Here is an 18887-nt window from a genome sequence, read left to right on the forward strand (position 1 = left end):
CCTTCATCGTTAGCTAAAAAGTCGAGATAGCCGGCAGCTCAAACGGTAACTTTTAGGCAATCCGTATTGCAGCGGAATATCCTTTTTCACTGTTATTTCACTCATCTCTCAAACTCACAACCGGATTGATAAGGGCTGCTTTGATCGCGTGATAACTCATGGTGAGCAATGCTATGATGAGCGCGCCCAATCCTGCAGCAACAAAGATATCCCAAGTGATAGCAATGCGATACGTGTATTCGCTGAGGAGGTGATCGGCAATATAATAGGCGATCGGAAACGCAACCAAGCAGGATAGAACGACCAGCAGTACAAAATCCTGCGACAGCATCCGCATGATCTTAAAAATTGAGGCCCCCAGTACTTTATGGATGCCGATCTCTTTCGTTCTGTTCTCTGCCATATAGGCGGTAAGTCCAAATAAACCGAGACAGGAAATAAAAATGGTCAACAGTGCGAAAAGGCTCGAAAGTGTGGCCAACTGTTGAAAGTCTTTGAATTTTTCTGCATAATTACGGTCTACAAAAGAGTATTCAAAGGGATAGTCGGGATTATAAGCTTTAAAGATCTTCTCCATAGCCGTAAGTGCTTCGGAAGTGCTTACATGATCGTGTAGGCGTATGTTGGTGACCTGAGTGCCTGAGAAAGCGCCCTGAATGACGAGTGGAGAAATGGCGCTGAAAGGCGATTCTTGAATAAAATCTTTCACGACGCCTACAATATGCCATTTTCTGCCATCAACAACCGTTTTGCCGATCGGATCGTCGAAATTAAATACTTTAGCCGCCGATTCGTTAATAATCATTGCCCCAGAGTCCGTTGGAAATTGAGTTAGGTCAAAATCCCTCCCTGCAACGAGTTCGAGCTCGGCGGTCTTGACCAAATTTTCATCAGCTCCCATTCGGGCAAAAATAGTGTTGTTGTCTTTTGGCTTACCATCCCATTCCATGTAGTTGAAACTCATTGTTCTCGTCAGTGGTGCGGATGTCCTTGAAACCTGCTTGGCAATACCGGACGACAGCAATTCATTTTTTATCAGTAAGCTATTTTTGCGGATGTCTCCCTGATCGACGATACTCACCAACCTATCTTTGTTATATCCGGTTTCCCTATTTTGAGCGTGTTTGATTTGGCGCTGAATAGATAACGTTGTGACGATCAGTATGATTGCAATACAGAATTGCGAAACAACTAGGACTTTACGCGGGTTGAATGTCTGTTGAATATGGAGGTATTTACCTTTGAGTACTTTTGTTGGGAGGAAAGAAGACAAATAAAATGCGGGATAGCTTCCTGAAAGAATTCCGGAAACGAAAATAAAACCTGCAAAAACGGCCCAGAAAAGAAGATCGTCAAACGGAATAACAAGTTCTCTCGAAACCAATTCATTAAAATAGGGAAGTGTGATTAGCGTGATCAATAACGATAATAAGCCCGAAATAAAGGAAATCACCATTGATTCGGTAAGGAACTGTCCGATCAGCAGTTTTTTACTTGCCCCCACAACTTTTCGGACACCCACTTCCTTCGCCCTTTTTTCACTCTGCGCCGTGCTCAGATTCATGAAATTAATGCTGGCAATAAGAAGGATCAAACAGGCAATAGCAATGAAAGAGCGAACCATGATAATGCGTGGTGAAGTCGGCTTTCCTTGCGCTGTAAATTTGCTATACAACCACTGGTCACCAACGGATTGAATAAAATTGGCAACTTTGGTGTCTGTGTGCTTTCTTAAATAATATTGGATATTCTTTTGGAATTGATCGATATTGACGTTTTGATGTAACTTGATGTACGTCTGTATGGAATTATTACCCCAATAATCATCCGAATAGCCTATTTTTTCCATTAATGTCCAAGGCACCAGATAGGTGCTTCCTTTCATAAACGAATGATCTGGAATGTCTTCGATAATTGCAGACACCGTTGACACTTGGGTGCTGTCCAATCGGATCGTTTGATTGATAGGGTTTGAATGCCCAAATAATCTATCCGCCAAAGATTTTGTCAAGACAATCTGATTGGGGTTTTTTAATGCCTCCTGTGGATTGCCCGCAATCACTTTATAATCAAATAGGTTTAGGAAGGTACTATCTACGAAGACACCGGGTTCTTTTGCAAGCTTTATATCCTGACGGGTTAACAGAAATCCGGTACCCTTATCCACGCGTGTAATGGTCTGTATTTCTGGAAAGTCAGTTTTTAAAGCCCGAGCCATTGGTTTTGGGGTATAAAAATGCTCCACACTTTCACCTGCCCACACGTCTTTCATGCCTACTGCATAGATCCGATCGTTATCGGCATAAAATCGGTCAAAGTTAAATTCGCTCCGCACCCATAACATGATCAAAATGGCGGCGGTCATTCCAGAAGCTAGCCCAATACTATTAATTGCGGTAAAACCACTATTCTTTGAAAGGTGGCGAAAAGCTATTTTAAAATAATTCAAAAGCATAATAAAACGTTGTGCAGTTATGCCGTCCAATTTATTTGCCAATAATGTAAAACGCTCTAAATCAACTGTTAAATTTCTTCCTGAATCAGCTTCTTGTTCGGACGCGAACGGTATTTGTTCGAAAACGGACAGTTCGATTACCAATCTCATCACTCATACGCACCACGAAGGGTTAAGTTAACCCCCATGGTATAATAAAGCCGCTTGAGATTTCCCAAACGGCTCTGTGTCACCTTAAGATGACTGATATAATGAAACAAACAACAGCGAATTATTGCTCTGGATAAAGTGTAAACTGAAACAGATGGCTTGGTTCGAGGTACTTCTGCGCAAGTGCCTGCACCTTTGCGGGGGTAATCGACTTTATCTGCTCGCTTTCATTAAAAATACGTGCCGCATCCAGCTGATCAACGGCACTGCTCAATAGGTATGACAGCCAAAATCCATTGTACTGCACCTGTTGACTGCTACTCAGCAGTTTTTCGGCAATGTATTTATCAATATCTTCCTGCGATGGCCCGTTTCTACGGATCAGTTCAATCTCTTCGAGAGCCGCAGCCACAAGTTTATCCACTTGTCCGGGGGCCGTGGTGAAAGATATATTCATGCCAAACCGCTTTCTTGGATTCTTCGCCAGGGAAGGAGATACGCTGATGGAATAAATACCGCCTTCTTTCTCCCGTAGTCGTTCGGTCAGTTTGATGGTTAGGCTGCTTGACAGGGCGTCCATCAACAGATTGTTGTATTCGCTATAATCGTCGTAAGTACCCAGATAGGCCATTGCCACCGTGGACTTCTCTTCTTTTCCCTTATGTATCGAGCGTTGGATACCCACTTTTGGCGGATAAGCGCCGTTGTCTACAAAGGACTCTTTGCGGTGGATGTTGGGCAAGGTGGCTAAATATTGCTTGATATAGGGATCTATAAAAGCACGGTCAAAATTGCCGACGATTACAAAGGTGAAATCTGACGCATCCGCAAATCGGTCTTTATAGATTGCAAAAGAGCGGTCCAAATCAATCTCCTCGATTTTTTTTATGGTAGGTGCCGTCTTACGTGGATCGTTGTTGTACAAAACTGCGGCAATAGAGTCGCTAAAGAAGGTGCTTGCCTGCTGCTGCCTGTTTTTAAGAGACAACTTTGTTTTCTCAAGATTGGTCTTATTGATTTCCCGATCTAAACGCGGTACGGTGAAATAACCGTATACGAGCTCAAATGCGGTCTGTAGATCTTCACGGTTAGCTTGTGCTTTAATGCCTTCGCCAATTTCATTGATAAAGGGGCTGGCCGTGGCATGCTTGCCGTTGAGGTAACGCGAGAGCTGAAGTGAATTAAAAGGACCTAGTCCGCTGTTGGTCACAATAGCGACAGCGTTGGTTGCAGACTGAAAATCCTTAAGTGCATACTGAGAATATCCGCCAGGACTATAAGAGGTCAATAGGATCTCATCGTTTTTTAAAGTGGTAGGCTTGAGGATAACCTTGGCGCCATTGCTGAGCAAAAGGGTCTGCGTACCGACTTTCTGATCATCCTGTACGCTGACGATATGTCCGGGCTGTGGTAAAGTGGGTAACAGCTGTTCTGCAAGTTGTTCTTCTTGATAGGTACTTACCGCTTGTTTTGATGCGTTGATGATCCAGTCATTCAATGTAGATTCGTTGGGCACTACCTTAACATCATCATTATAAACCAACACCATGTCGCGATTCTGATGACCTTCGAATTCTTTACCATACTGCAGAATATCGCTCATACGGATTTCCTCCAGTGCATTGAGCAGGATAGGCTGCAGAAATTGGAAAGATGGAGCGGGATCTCCTTTGAGGTAGTAGGCCAGAATCTGATCCATAAAGGATTTGGAGTCTGTCTTGTCGTACTCTTTGAGGCTCTGTATCAGCATGCTGCGGTAGTCGGACTTCAAACGATCGAGTTCATCGTTGCTAAAACCGTGTTTGGCAATCTGGGCCAGTGTATAATATACGGCGTTGATACTGGATTGCAGACTATCGGGCTTCGGTGTAATCTGGATGCCGTTGGTTTCGATATTGCCCACAAGTGCACTGTTGCTCAGCGATGCTGCCAGATAGGGGGTCGTCGATTTCCGCGTTTGTTCGGCAAGACGCATATTACAGAGCTGAATAAAGAAATCTTTAGCCAATGCGTTTTTGTAGTCGCTTAACTGCCTCGTTTTCCGTGCTTCTTGTTTATATAAAATCTGCAGGGAGCTTTGTGTGACTTCGGGATCGGTAAAGGCTAAAAATTGGTTCTTGCCGGTTAGCGCAATTGGATAGCTTTTGGATCGCGGGGCGTTCTTTGGATTTTTTAATCCGGAAAATTGAGCGACAATCTCTTTTTCGATGGCATTGACGTCGATATCGCCCACCACGATTAGCGCCTGTAGTTCGGGACGGTACCATTCTTTATGAAACTGCCGGATCTCTTGGTGCTTGAAGTTGTTGAGCACTTCATCGGTTCCGATTGGCATCCGGAATGCATAACGCGATTGATTGGTCAATATAGGAAATGTTTTTTCCTGTAGGCGGTGCGAAAGACCACCGCGCTGCCGTTTCTCCTCAAGAATGACACCGCGCTCCTGATCAATTTCGTCATCTTCAAGTAAAGCACCACTTGCCCAGTCGCGCATGATCAGGATGCCCTGGCGCAAAAGTACCGGATCTGTGGTCGGTAAAGGCAATTGATATACGGTCTCTTCGAAGCCTGTATAAGCATTGAGGTCAGCACCAAAGCGTATTCCTGATTTTTGTAAGTAGTCTACAAGGGCATTCTTCGGAAAATGAGTTGTCCCATTAAAGTTCATATGTTCCAAAAAGTGGGCTAACCCTTGCTGCTTGTCGGTTTCCTGTAGCGAGCCGACCTTGTTGGCCAGGTAAAATAGCACGCGTTCTTTGGGTTCGTTGTTCCGCAGAATAAAATATTGAAATCCGTTGGCCAGTTTTCCCACCTTAATAGCGGGGTCGAGGGGGATAGGCTGATGGAGACTGATGGAATTTACTGGCTTTGCCTTTTGGGCAGCGCTCATTATTGGTGCCGCTGTCCCAATGGATAGGGCTAGAAGTGTGAAAAATAGGGTGGTGTTTCGCATGTTTAACTATTTGCTGTTGTGTTCTAATAATTCAAGTACTTTTTCTTTTTGGATCAGTACCATACCATGTTTGTCACTGCTGATTCCTTGCGCTGAGCGATAAGAGTAATAAGGCACTTGGCCGCGCATTTCGGTAGGCATATAGATAAACTGAACGGAAAGATCTTCTTGCTGCAGCTGCTGGCCTACTTCAACAATGTGGGTAGAGATCAGATACTGACAATTGTGGTGTTGCTGGAATGCGCGTGTGACGGTAAGGGTGGCTTCAAAGGCATCCTTGACATTGGTACCTTTGAAGAGTTCATCAAAAATAACCACCATATTTTTACCTTGGTTGACATACTCGGCCACCTTTTTGACGCGGAGCACTTCTGCGTAATAGTGACTGTGGCCCATATCGATGTCGTCCGACACGTTTATGGAGCTATATAAGCCATCTTTTACAGAAAATACCATGCGGTTGGCGGGTACCGGAAGGCCTATATGGGCAAGATAGATGGCGATGCCAAAGCTTTTCATGTAGGTGGATTTTCCAGCCATATTTGCCCCGGTCAGAAAAAGAAGATTCCGCTCTCCATCAAACGTGAGGTCATTGCCCACGGCGTTGGGAATAGTAGGATGGTAAACATTTTCAAGCAGAATATGTTGTTGTTCTGCTGCAACAACTTCTGCCCTGACAAAACCTCTGTCGTTGGCCACAGACGCAATAGATTGGTAAAGATCGATGTGATAGATGGCTGAAAGGCTCTGCTGAATCTCTTTAGACCACTTGTGCCGCAATTGATAATCGCAGCTTGCCGCTAGACCAAGCGGGATGCTGTCGGCATAAGATTCGATTTTATGCTGGAGTTGCGCGAGTTGGGTGTATTCCTCCCGCAGCCAAGCTTGATCAAAGATGCTTCCCCGAAGCAGGTCTGTTTTGTCTTGCTGTTGAAGTTCGGATAGGTAACTGGCTAAATGCAGCATGATCCGAAGGGTAGCCCGAATGCCGGATTCCAGGTATTTCTTTTCTTCTTTTAAACCCAGCGCGGCCAGCAGTTTGCGGCGTCCCGCATGGGCAAGGGCCAGGGCAAAGTGCTGATCGGAATAACTATTGGTAAAATTTTGCACAATATCGAGATCATCGGGGTTGATCTGGAATGTCTGCTGCGAACTTCTGAAAAATGAAATGAGCGCTGCCTGTCTATCAATGGCCGCAGGGTCGGTAAAAGGCTGCAGGAAAAGTTTTTCGAGCAGCAACTCGCCGCCAAAAGTCTCGGTCTTGTTATAAAGTGAAAAGATGGAATCGCGGTTATATTTTCCGGAAATATTGAGATCCTGAAGTGTTTGTTTATCAATAATGAAACTCATGCGCCCTTTTGTTTTTGAGAAGTTAATAAATCAATGATGCCTTCGTTTTCGATGATGATCATGCCATGCCTATCTGCCGAAATTCCCTGTTGCAGCGCGTAGCTGTAATGCGGTTTGCCTTGTACCATGTTTGTGGGTAGAAAAACAAATTTGATATCGGGATACGATTGCATCAGCTGCTCTCCGGCTTCGAGAATATGGGTGGATAGCACAAACTGACATCTGGGGTGATGGTATAGCCTTGAGACCACTTCAACGGTGCCCTCGAAAGCATCCTTAACATTGGTGCCCCGAAACATCTCATCGAAAATGACGAAGAGCCTGCGACCTTCGGCAAGCTGCTGCGCGACCTTTTTAATCCGTAAGACTTCGGCAAAAAAATGGCTATAGCCCATTGCAATATTGTCGGGCAGATTGATCGAGGTAAAAATCCCGTCCCGGGGACTGAATAATAAACGTTTTGCGGGCACCGGGAAGCCTACATGTGCCAAGTAAAGTGCAATACCCAAAGACTTCATAAAGGTCGACTTACCTGCCATATTGGCTCCCGTCAGGAAGGTGATATTGTTTAAACGATCCATGTAGTGGTCGTTGCCTTTGGCATTCCTGACCAGTGGATGAAAAACACCTTCGTAGATGAGGCGTTGATCCATACTGCTGTCGACTGTTGGAAGGACGAAATGCTGCTCATTGGCAACCTGCGCGACACTGAGGTAAACATCGAAGGTATAAATATCACGTAGGATAGCTAACAAAAGATCTTTTTCCTCAAAGCGGAGGATATTGTCGTACTGGATAACGGTCTCACGCTTGAGCGGCTCTTTTTCTTGAAGCAAAGGAATCTGCTCTAATCCACTGTTCTCAAATTTGAGCGCCCATTGCTTTAATTCTTCCTGGTAGCTACCTTCGGGGCCTGCGCTGGAATGGATAAGCGCTTTCCATGCGTGCATAATTTTACTACAGGCAATGATGCCGGCAACCACTTTTTTGTAATCAGTATCGCCACCGACAAATTGCTGAAAGCGTTCTTTCACAGTCATACTTCCTGTCCGCAGGCGGCTACGTTCATCGGCCATGTCCAGATAAAATAAAGCCTGGTCAAACCAGCTGGACTGGAAGGGAAATGGCATGGGCTCATCCATAAAATGCTGAATGGTAGCCGTACGTCTGCCAATGGCCTGCGCATCTGAAAGCGGATAGTGAAACCATTCTTCCAGCAGTTCGGCTCCGCCGGAGGTAGCCGTTTTGTTATAGAGGCCAAAGATGGATGCGGAACCTCTGGCTGTAAAAATCGATAGATCGTCCCGGGTTTGTTTGTCTATTAATAATCCCATAATTAACGCCCCCTTCTTCTGATCCAGATAATAAGACCGACGCTCAGCATACTCAGTGGTATGATGTATTTGATCAGCAATTCAAAATAGGTCCAGCTGCTTTCGCCGATCCGTAGGCTTTTATCAATTGAATCGGGCAGACGCATATCTACAGGTACTTCGCCATCACTAAGCCAGGAGAAAGCTGCGCTGACGAGAGAAAAGTTGGATGCATTGACCTGATTTCTTTTGATGAAAAGCTCACTGTTGCTAATCCAGTCGGCGTCTCCTGTAACGAGTATCTTCTGTTCTTTTTTACCGACTTTTCGGGAGAGCGCCACTACCGTGGGACGGCTTCCTTCGCGCTCACCTGCGGCAATATTGAGAACGGGTCTGCTATCAATGAAATTGAGGTTTTCAAGCTCATTCCACGTACCGGTCGTATCCGAAGCAAAAAGTACCTTGGATTGGAATGGCGATTGCGGCGATATCACGATACCAGCGGTACCTAACAGGGTCACAACCTCTTCGCGGCGGGCCATCGGTTTGAGGTAATAGGAAAAGTCTTCGCCGGCCTGGGTTGGTTTGAGTGTCAGCAGGTCTGGCTGCAAGGCTTCTTGCTTTTTGACCAGCACACCAGGTTCCAAGCTAATGCCCAATGGTGCGGCGATGCGGTTAAAAATAGCCTCCTGCCCCGGCTCTCCGGCAAGCATCATATTGCGGCCGCTGGCAATATAAGCATGCAGGTTGGATAACTCCTGTTCGTTATAGGCCTGCCGCGGTTCGGCTATAATCAAGATGTTGATATTTTCCGGAACCGGCTTCGACAGGTCAAGCTCTTTAAAATCAAATCCTTGATTGATCATCGAATAACGGAATGCCTTTTCCTGGGTAATGGTTTTGTAACCACGATCTTGGGTAGAGTTGCTGTTGCGCTCGCCATGACCCGATACGAAGCCGACCACAGGTAGTTCATCCATCACCAAACGTTTGATGGCTGCGCTGATTTCTGATTCCATCGGTACACGTTGCATGTCATCATAAACACGTAAAAAGGTCTTACGCCCGTTATCACGTTCCAGTACGCGGACAAAACGATAGTTTTCCGAAGAGAGGTCTACCCGTTTTTTGATGGCTTCATAGGGCAGGATGTCAAAATTCCATTTGTTGAATTTCCGCAGGGTGTCCAGGCGCTGATCGGCATTGAGCTTTGGAAACTGTCGGTCGAGAATGGGATTTTCAGTCTGATGGTAGTAATACACGTATTCCATTTCTATTTCGGGCTTGAAACGGATGTATTTCTCAAACGAGCTTACATCGGTTTTATACGACGAGGGTAAGCCGATAAAACTATTGCCATCAAGCATATTGACGTAGGTCGTGATCTTAAATCCACCGGTTAGTTTGTCCATGATCGCTTGGCTACTGGGGCGTAGCGTATTGCTTTTTCGGTAGGTGCTGTCGTAGTATAGCTTGATAAAGGGGAGCGTGGTCAGATATCCGATGAAGAACACCGCCAGGGTGATGCCGCCAAATTTCAGTAGGTTTTTACCAGTCGACTGTTTCTTTCGGATAGCCTGAAGACGGAAGATAGAGTAGCTGACAAAAAGGACGTTAACAAGTATAAAGTAAAGGATGTCTTCTGTTGTGATCAAACCTGCGATAAAGGTGTCGGCACGGCCGTTGATGGCCAGCCAGTAGGTAATTTCGCGCACAAAGGGAATGTCCTGCCAAAGGCCACGTGCAAAGTTCATCATGGCAAATACACAGAGTGTTCCGATAGCGGCCACAATATTATAGCTGGTCAATGAAGACATAAAAAGGCCGACAGCAGCATAGGCCGACAGCAATAGAAAAAGTCCGAGCAAGCCTGTCAGCATTGGGCCGATGTCTGCATGCACTACTGTACCCATGGTAAAAATAACGAGGATGGATACCGACAAAGTGAGGACAAGACCAAAAAGCAGCAGTGCAATATATTTACCCAGAATAATCTGGCTGTTGGTAATGGGTGAGGAGTACAGTAATTTGATGGAACCACTGCTGTATTCGCGGCTCATGATGCTCATGGTCAATAAGGGCATGTAGAGGTAGAGATAAGACTGTACTTTGGGATATATACCACCCCAGGCCGATGAAAATAGGCTTTCAGTGGTATTGATAAGGTCGATTTTCATGGACTGCAACTGCACCATCCCGGCATAGGAGGCAGAAAATAAGTAGCCTATCTGAAAGGTAAAGATCATCAGCACAAGCCAGGCAACAGGTGAGTAAAAGAGTACCTGCAGTTCTGTTTTTGCTATTTTTAATGTTGTTTTCATGGTTGGATTGAATTATACTTTTCTTCTTTTTCGAGTCATTTCGGCAAATACGGTTTCGAGCGAACTTTTTTCGGAATAGATCTCGATCAGATTCCATTTTTCCTGGACGCTTTTTTCAACCAAGGCTTCGACGAGTTCCTGCGTGTTCGTGGATCGTATTCGAAACTTAATGTTGCCTAAAGGCTCCATGTCAACAAAGCCCGGGAGCTGCTGAAATTCCTCCATGGATGGCGGAGATATTAGGCTGACAACAACATTATTGGGTGCAACCTGGTTGTCAAATTCTTCAAGTGAACCGGAGAATATCATGCGGCCCTCGTGGATCATCCAGATATGATCGCACAACGCCTGTACCTCTTGCAGGATATGTGTGGATAGCACAACGGTGCGTTCTGTTGCGATCTCTCGGATGAGGTGCCGGATGTCGAGGATCTGGTTGGGGTCAAGACCATTGGTCGGTTCATCTAGCACCACGAAATCAGGCTCATGAATGATCGCCTGGGCTATTCCTACCCGCTGCTGGTAGCCGCCAGACAGGTTTTTGAGCAGCCGATGGCGAAAATGGGCAATGCTGCATTTAGACAGCACACGTTCGATGGCAGCTGGGATTTTTTCGGGTGCCATTAGACGTAAATTTGCCGTGTGGATGAGATATTCCTCTACGGTCAACTCGGGAAGCAACGGTGGCTGTTGTGGTAGAAAACCAATATGTTTCTTTGCTTCTACCGGATGCTGTGCCATGCTGATGCCGCGGATAAAAACTTCACCGTGCGACTGATTTACTACGCCGCACATAATATTCATGGTGGTAGATTTTCCCGCGCCATTGGCTCCTAATAGGCCGTAGATGCCATTTTTTTGAACTTCAAAATTAATGTCACGAATAGCCCATTGAACGTTATATCGATGGGAAAGATCTACCACCTGAACAATAGGAGTGTCGTTTGCTGTGCTCATGTTATCGTTGATTTTGGTATGAGTAATCCCCCGACACGGTGTTTGTGTTGTTATGCACACCGTGTCTGTTGCCTGCGGAAGTACATGGTACGTCCGCTAGCAGTGGGGATCATATTGAATGCTGTTGTTACCTTGGATTCTGAATAATTTCAGGATTTAAAACAATGTATTTGGATGCAATAGGCAGGACATACCGATTGCTGTTGGGGGTCAGGGTAAATGACTCACCTTTGTACGTACGGGTCTGTGTAGTAATAAACCCGGGTTCGGCGGCAAGGCGCTTCTGGTCAAACCAGCGTAAACCCTTTCCCATCAGTTCTTTTCGCCGCTCGTTGATGACGATCTTGAGGAGAGCCTGTTGATCCATCGCCTGCAGTGGCTTGTATGCGCCGTCTTCAAAGCGCTTGCTTCGAAGCGTGTTTAATACAGCTACCGCTTCTACAAAACGGTCATTGTCGCGGGCTAGCGCCTCTGCTTTAATAAGCATCAGCTCCGGAAGCGTTGGGCCATTGGTCACTTTGCCGTTGGCCGAGATAATGCGGTGTTTATTGTACGCTTTGCCCTTGAAAGAGCTCCAGGTAAATACGCTACCGTCGACCGTAAAGAGGGTAGCACGAAGGTCGCCAGGTTCAAACAGCGCCAGTAACTCGGGATTTAAGGACAGGGTGGGGAATGAATTACGCAAGCTTTTTATAAAAATCTCTTCCGTATCATTCAGGATATTCGGATAGCTATTTGGTGTAGCTTTGTACTGTTTGAGATCGATCAGTTTATACGCTGGCTTGGCCAGTACAAGCTCTGCATAGTGCAGTGCTTTGCCATAGTCGCGCATCTGTAGATAAACGCGTGCCAGTATCGCTTCCGCGGCCGAGCGCGAGGCGAGCATATTAAAGTTCGCCTGCTCGGGAAGGTCAGGAATGGCCGAAGTGAGATCCTCAATAATCTGCCTATACACTGTTTCCACGGGTTTACGGTCTAGCTTGGCATATAGATCGGGACTTGTCAATAGCGGAATGCCAAGATCAGTATGGGCTGTTGAGGCATCGTACTGCTTCGCGTAGCTGTTGACCAGGTTAAAATAATTGAGCGCGCGATGTACCTTAGCCTGGCCCAAAATATTTCTCTTTTGGGCGTCTGTTCCGCCCTGACTGTCCATAATCTCTGTTGCAACTTGATTGAACAGGTAAATTTGTTTGTACTGGTCTGCCCAGTCCGGATCTTCATTGTTGTCGCCAACAATGTCGCTTTTCCAGCTATAGGCATTGGCGTCTGTCAGAGAAAGCGTATTCAGATAAGCCTCGTCCGATCCATAGCTATCGTCGCTGGCCAGGACCGGCCAGTAATACGATCGCTCTACCGATGTGCTGTTATTCAGTAGGTTTTGATAGTCCTGTGTGTATTTAAGTTCACGTTTGCCGACCAGGTCTATCTCCACGAATTTACGGCAGGATACCAGGCTGGAAACAAATATGGCGGCAAAGCCGAAGGTGATAATCTTGTGTTTCATGTTCATAATTCTTAAAATCCCATATTGATACGAAATACATAGCTCGTGACGGGCGGCATACTGGCATAGCTACCATCAAACATATAATCTGGATCGATATCGCGGTCTGTCTTCTTCCACAAAAGGCCCAGATTGGTCGCCGTGGCGCCTATGCTCAACGATTTGATGGCCTTGTTGTTGCCTAACAGGCTAGCCGGAAAGCTATAGTTTAGTGCTAGCATTTGGAGGCGGACGTGACTGGCATCGATGACATTAATGTCGGCGTATTCAAACCGTTGTATGCTATTGAGGCTGGTATTGATGACGCCAGGGATATCGGTATGGGCCTCATCTCCGGGCTTACGCCAGCGGTCTACCAAAGCCTTGCTGTTGGCCAGATAGCCATCAAAACCTGCTGTATTGTTTGGATATTGAGTGGAATTAACTTCTTTCCAACGCACCTTGTGACCAAATTTCATTGTCATGCGCGCTGTAAAACTAAAGTTCTTGTACGAAAGGGTGTTTGTCCAGCCACCAAAGTAAGGCGCATTCATGCGTCCCATATACCGTAGGTCAGTCGGTTTAAAATCATCGGTAGACGCGTCTGAATCGAATACCTTGCCCTGGCCGTCACGAATTTGGGAGCGGCCTTTGTTGTCGAGCCCCGCCCAATGGTAAGCAAAGATTTGATCAATAGGGTAGCCTTCAATCGGTGTGGAGGTCTCACCTGGGGTTTTCAACGTGTTTGGAAAGCGGTCGTCGGTCACTTCGTTGCTGCTATAAGCCAGGTTGAAAGCACTGTTCCACCTCCAGTTTGGCCCCTGAACGATCTGCCCCTGAATGCTCAGGTCAATACCCTGACTTTTCATATTGGCGGTGTTGAAGGCCAGGCTTGACCATCCGTAGGTTGCATTGTATGGTACGGAAGCAACAATACCGTAAGATCTTTTTATGTAATAATCAAGGTTAACCGTCAAACGGCTTTTTAGGGCAGTGAAATCCAGTCCGGTATTAAACGTCCGTGTGGTTTCCCAGCCCAGCAGCTGATTGGCCGGAATGCTGATAGATCCTGTTGGAAGCTGGGTATAAAAATCGGTGATGGAAGCCGAATACAAGGTGTATGAGGTACCGTCACGCGGTACAGATCCTCCTGTACCAATGCTTCCACGCCAGCTAAGTGCATTTATCCAGGGCAGCGCACGCATAAAGTTTTCTCGGTGTAGGTCCCAGCGCAGGCCGGTAGACCAAAAAGGTTTAGCGCGTTTCGAACGGTCGATACCGATAATAGTTGCATCGTCAAAACGTAGGCTACTGGTTAAGAAGTACTTTTCAAGCAGTGTATATCCTGCGTTGGCGTAGTAGCTCAGGTAGCGTATCCGGTCGATATTGATGGGGGCATCCTGTATATTTAATGTCTTATTGGCACCGTAGATATCTTTGTAAGGCACCGTCGGATTGATGACAGTAGACTGATAGGTATCTTTATCAAAACCATAACGTGTCTGTAGGTAGCCCATCATCTGGCTCTGGCGGATCTCGCTACCGGCAAATAGGTCTATCTGGTGGATACCGTTAAATTTTTTGGTTCCATCCAATTGGAAGCGTAGGGAGTAATCGTCTGTTTTGCTGTTAGAAGTGACGTATTTGCCGCCCAAAGGAACCCCATAGGTCAGTTTGCCTGTGCTGCTGAGTGTGGTACCGTTATTGATCAGGTTGCGCATTTCATAGCTGTCGCCATCGCGGAGGCTTTCCATATTACGGAGGCCTTTTTGATAGGATCCTGATAGCGATGCATTCAGCCAGCTCAAGGGATGGTAAGTCAATTGACCGGTGAAGCGTGTCAAGTTATTGTCGTATCTGTCGCTGCTGAGATTCAGTTCATCCAGGTGGTTATAAGACCATGGTAAGTACCCTTGGCTCTCAAAACGCTGTTGGGCAACCTGCGGAGTAAAAGCAAAATAGCGGCTGATGCTATTTCCGTTGTCGTCCAATAACATATTGTAGGGAGTGAGTCCAAAAGTACCCGGACTGATGGCAAGAATTGCTGCATTGTTCACCTTACTCTTTTGAATGATGTGGTTGAGTCCTAACGATACTTTTAGCTTGTTGTTAAAATAATTGTTTTCGATATTGAAAGTCAAGGACATGTTATTGGCGTTGTTCTCCCGGTAGATCGGTCTATCCTTTGAATACACGGCTGAAGCATAATAGCGCGCTCCCTGCACAGCACCATTAAACGATAGGTTATACTGTTGGCTTTGCGCGGCCTGTAACAGCTGATCGCGGATCTGCTGACGGTTGTCCATTTGTCCGAGCTGACTAAGGATGCTACTTTCTTCGTCGGTGCTGATTTCGCCGCGTTTGGCGCGGAACATCGTCATGATGGCGTCGGAGCGATTTGGTGCGCGCCAGCCAGAGGCAGGATCGTAATAAAAATTATGATCAAAGAGCTCCTGCTCAAAGTCGATATACTCAGCCGCACTCATGTTCCGTAAATTATGCAGGTTTGGTGGAGCAGAGGTTCCGAGTGTAGAAGAGAAGTTGATGCTATTTTTCCCCATTTTCCCCGCCTTTGTTTCGATGACAATTACACCATTAGCAGCTCTTGATCCCCAGATAGAGGCTGCGGCGGCATCTTTCAGCACGGTAATGCTGGCGATATCGTCTGGATTGAAATTGTTGAGTATACCGGCGCTTGTACTGGTGGCCGAAAGGCGGCTGCCTGATCCTGTCGGATTGCTGCTCAATTGTTGTTCCATCGCCGGAAATCCGTCGATAACGATCAGCGGCGTACTGGACGTACTGGAAAAGGTATTTGGCGAGCGTACGAGGATGCTGTTGGTGCGCGTGTCGAATTGAACGCCCGGAATTTGCCCTTCCAATCGTTCGATCAGGCTCAGCGCAGGACTTTCCTGTATTTTTTTGTCATCAATAACCACCAGAGAGCCTGTGGCTTTGCTGGGGTCGAGCTTTTGATACCCTGTATTTGCCATAACAGTTACTTCATCGAGCGCAGCAATCTGTTGTTTGAGCACAAATAGCGGTCCCAGGTTGCTTGCAGGCGTACCGCTGAGGTCTATCTGCCGTACTTCATAACCCAAGTAGCTAATTTCGAGTATGGCATCGCTGGCAACATTGGATAATACAAATATTCCTTTTCCATTTGTTCGCGTTTGGTTATTGGTACCTTTGATCCGTACAGTTGCTCCGGCAAGTGGCCTTTGTTGCGTATCGGTAACGATTCCATTAATGGTGCGTTGCTGCTGCTGATCGGTGACAATAATGGTATTGTTGCGAACAATAAAGCCCAGCGACTGCCCTTGAAAGCAGAGCGCAAGCAACTCGGTAAGTTCAAGGTCACTTAAGTTGATTGTGAGTGCTGAGAACGATTTGTTGTGTTCGGGACGGATCACATAATCGTACCCAGTCTGTGTACGTACCTGTTGCAGGATCTGCTCAAGGCTGGCACGTTTGACATTTAGGTTGATTTTGTTTTGGCCATGCAGGGCCGTGGCTGTTTGTAAAAACAAAACCAAAAACAACAGGCAAAATAATTGAAATCGCATAAGCAATTTGATTATAAAGTTGGAAAAGATAGGCGGTCTGTGGGTCGGTTGATTTACCTGATACTTTTCATTAGCAAAAAAATATTGATACATTTGTTTGTTGATTTTTGGACATGGATGTCCCTCTTGACAAGGAGACATGTCATGCAGTTCATAATTTCGTAATAATGCTAGGCGTGAATTCAAAAATCAGTTCTAGGGGCGGTGCAACGCCTCTAGATTTATTTTGAAATCGTGGTTTTTCTTTCGTTAGGGTATTACCATCAACCTCCTTTCTTTGTCTACCGTGCGGATTTCAAATTTTATACCGGTGGTAGTTTCTAATATTTCAAGTACTTCCTGTAAAGTTTTCTTGCGCGATATACTGCTGATATACCGTTGGTTGTTGATCGGGCCAAGGTACGCTACGTCGATATTGTACCATCTTGATATCTGGGCCATGATCTCTTGTAACGTAGCCGAATCAAAGTAAAAATCGCCGTTTTTCCAAGAAAGATCTTTCGTGAGGTCGACTTCTAGCAGTGTAAATTCGTTGCCTGTTTGTATGATTTTTTGACCGGGTTTTAATAGGATAGGGGCTGGATTGGTAGGGTTGTTTAAGGCAATAGCTCCTTCTTCCAGGGTAAAACTTTGCTGTTTGTCTTCGCGATAAGCTTTGACATTGAACTTTGTGCCTAAAACCTGAATGGCATTTTGTCCGGCGTGGACAATAAATTCCTGCTTGATCATTTTATCGCCCGCACTAATTTGCCGTTTGCTCACTTCGAAGTACGCTTCGCCCTCCAGTGTCACTTCGCGTTTGGCACCTGTAAACCGTATCGGAAAAGTTAATTTACTATCCGCGTTGAGTGTGACTTGGGTACCATCGCCGAGCCGAATTTTGTAAGTATTGCCCTTTGGTACCAAAAGTGTATTGTTTAGTATGGCTTGGCTGTTATTTTTGGAATCATCGTTCTGGTAAACAAGTTGTTCGTTATCGCTCCAGTCGATGAGAATTTCGTGGTCTTTTCGATTGTAAGAACCATTGATTTTGTTCAGGTCGATTTGTTCACCGTTCGACAAAATCAAAGAAGCGCCACTGCTTGCTGGCGGAATGGGGAGAACCTTTTCATTAACAGCAGAACTTGTTACAACTTTTGTGGTACCTGTTCTACTGCTTCTATCCTGGGATGAGGGGGCAGAATCATGTCTAAGGAAATAGTAGGAAGAAAAGCCAATCACAGCAATAGATGCAGCTGCTGCAAACCATTTCTTCCAATTGGAGCTGGACCGATGCGGTAAATGGATGTCGGTGTCGATGCTGTTCCAGACATCAGAAAGATCCGCCTGCAATTCTTGGGCTGTTAGATCAAAATCAGGAAGCTGTTTTGCATGGCTGATATACCAATCATCCACAAAGGCTTTTTCGCTATCCGAACATTGATCTGATGCATATCTTTTGAGTAGATCACGATCTACTTTTAACGGTTCTCTCACGTATGATGGTGTTGTTGTTTTGGAGTATAACAGTTAACTCGGCAACAGGTCCCAGATCAAAATGATTTTTTTTTAAAAGAAATAGGACTACTGAGATTGGTCCGGAAAAAAAGCAAGGATAAACAAGAGCAAGGGCAACTTTTGGCGCAACAAATGGAGCGCATTGGATAGTTGATTCTTTACTGTTTTTTCGCTGATGCCTAGTTTTTCGGCAATTTCCCTGTGGCTGAGATACTGCTTACGGCTTAATTGAAATACTTCGCGCATTTTTTCAGGAAGATTTTGGATCTCTCGCTCGATGATTTCCTGCAATTGTTTCTCGCGTATCACATAATCCGTGTCTGCTACGTAAGTAGATGCATAAGAAGACATGCTTTCTAGGTATTTATCCACGACTTTGCTATGCGAAATATGGTTGATCAATTCATTTTTAACGATTTGATAGAGATAGGCCGAAAGCTTGACGTCTGTCGGCAACCTGTTACGTATGGACCAGATTTTGACAAATACTTTTTGTAGGATATCTTTTGTCTCCTCGCGGTCACGGATAAATCTATTGGCATGGACATACAAAGGCATACTATATCGCTGGTAAATGACGGAGAAAGCTTTCTCGTCATCCTGGCGAATCAGATCAACCAAGATTCCATCGGATAGTATGGCGTAATCGTTGTCCTGCATGTTGTGTGTAGTACGTTTTTCTAAGGTGAATAACAGAAATCCGGCCCAGCTTTTTTGCCAAACTTCATCAATTAATAACACAAATATAACTTTTTAATAAAATAAGTGTGAATTTTTTGCGAAAATTCAACTTTCTAGGCGGGGTCATTGGGGAGACGACCTCGAGATACCCAAGATCC

General features: G+C 45.7%; 10 protein-coding genes. All 10 read right to left on the reverse strand.

The genetic code is table 11. From position 1 onward, the window contains the following. Window positions 1–97 precede the first annotated feature (97 nt). Window positions 98–2605, reverse strand: a complete 2508-nt coding sequence (locus tag B2107_RS01385; RefSeq protein WP_293952457.1) for an ABC transporter permease — start codon at window positions 2603–2605, stop codon at window positions 98–100. A 121-nt stretch (window positions 2606–2726) separates the two neighbouring features. Beyond that, the gene (locus B2107_RS01390) at window positions 2727–5558 is read right to left on the reverse strand and encodes a M16 family metallopeptidase (RefSeq protein ID WP_293952459.1); all 2832 of its coding nucleotides are present in this window, start codon (window positions 5556–5558) and stop codon (window positions 2727–2729) included. A 6-nt stretch (window positions 5559–5564) separates the two neighbouring features. After that, window positions 5565–6908, reverse strand: a complete 1344-nt coding sequence (locus tag B2107_RS01395) for a MutS-related protein (RefSeq protein WP_293952460.1) — start codon at window positions 6906–6908, stop codon at window positions 5565–5567. Further along, entirely contained in the window at window positions 6905–8242 is a 1338-nt protein-coding gene (locus B2107_RS01400) for a MutS-related protein (RefSeq protein WP_293952462.1), read from the reverse strand. Before B2107_RS01400 ends, B2107_RS01395 begins: the two co-directional genes overlap by 4 nt. Before the next feature lie 2 nt (window positions 8243–8244). Continuing rightward, a complete protein-coding gene (locus tag B2107_RS01405; protein WP_293952464.1) occupies window positions 8245–10542 on the reverse strand; it encodes a Gldg family protein in 2298 nt (765 codons plus the stop codon). A gap of 12 nt (window positions 10543–10554) precedes the next feature. Beyond that, window positions 10555–11499 (reverse strand): ABC transporter ATP-binding protein, encoded by a 945-nt coding sequence (locus B2107_RS01410; RefSeq protein ID WP_293952466.1) that lies wholly within the window; start codon window positions 11497–11499, stop codon window positions 10555–10557. A gap of 127 nt (window positions 11500–11626) precedes the next feature. Beyond that, the gene (locus tag B2107_RS01415; protein WP_293952468.1) at window positions 11627–13006 is read right to left on the reverse strand and encodes a RagB/SusD family nutrient uptake outer membrane protein; all 1380 of its coding nucleotides are present in this window, start codon (window positions 13004–13006) and stop codon (window positions 11627–11629) included. Window positions 13007–13017: 11 nt separating this feature from the next. Then, window positions 13018–16551: a SusC/RagA family TonB-linked outer membrane protein gene (locus B2107_RS01420; RefSeq protein WP_293952470.1), complete on the reverse strand. Its 3534-nt coding sequence runs from the start codon at window positions 16549–16551 to the stop codon at window positions 13018–13020. A 249-nt stretch (window positions 16552–16800) separates the two neighbouring features. Further along, window positions 16801–18027: a FecR family protein gene (locus tag B2107_RS01425; RefSeq protein WP_293952472.1), complete on the reverse strand. Its 1227-nt coding sequence runs from the start codon at window positions 18025–18027 to the stop codon at window positions 16801–16803. Window positions 18028–18114: 87 nt separating this feature from the next. Continuing rightward, window positions 18115–18789: an RNA polymerase sigma-70 factor gene (locus tag B2107_RS01430; RefSeq protein ID WP_293952474.1), complete on the reverse strand. Its 675-nt coding sequence runs from the start codon at window positions 18787–18789 to the stop codon at window positions 18115–18117. Between the last annotated feature and the right edge of the window lie 98 nt (window positions 18790–18887).

The sequence above is a fragment of the Sphingobacterium sp. UBA7855 genome, from assembly GCA_002500745.1.
In the GTDB taxonomy this organism is placed as follows: domain Bacteria; phylum Bacteroidota; class Bacteroidia; order Sphingobacteriales; family Sphingobacteriaceae; genus Sphingobacterium.

Excerpts from the sequence above, each read along its gene's own strand:
- B2107_RS01385 (WP_293952457.1), bottom strand. The coding sequence starts at position 2,605 with ATGAGATTGGTAATCGAACTGTCCGTTTTCGAACAAATACCGTTCGCG.
- B2107_RS01390 (WP_293952459.1), bottom strand. The coding sequence starts at position 5,558 with ATGCGAAACACCACCCTATTTTTCACACTTCTAGCCCTATCCATTGGG.
- B2107_RS01395 (WP_293952460.1), bottom strand. The coding sequence starts at position 6,908 with ATGAGTTTCATTATTGATAAACAAACACTTCAGGATCTCAATATTTCC.
- B2107_RS01400 (WP_293952462.1), bottom strand. The coding sequence starts at position 8,242 with ATGGGATTATTAATAGACAAACAAACCCGGGACGATCTATCGATTTTT.
- B2107_RS01405 (WP_293952464.1), bottom strand. The coding sequence starts at position 10,542 with ATGAAAACAACATTAAAAATAGCAAAAACAGAACTGCAGGTACTCTTT.
- B2107_RS01410 (WP_293952466.1), bottom strand. The coding sequence starts at position 11,499 with ATGAGCACAGCAAACGACACTCCTATTGTTCAGGTGGTAGATCTTTCC.
- B2107_RS01415 (WP_293952468.1), bottom strand. The coding sequence starts at position 13,006 with ATGAAACACAAGATTATCACCTTCGGCTTTGCCGCCATATTTGTTTCC.
- B2107_RS01420 (WP_293952470.1), bottom strand. The coding sequence starts at position 16,551 with ATGCGATTTCAATTATTTTGCCTGTTGTTTTTGGTTTTGTTTTTACAA.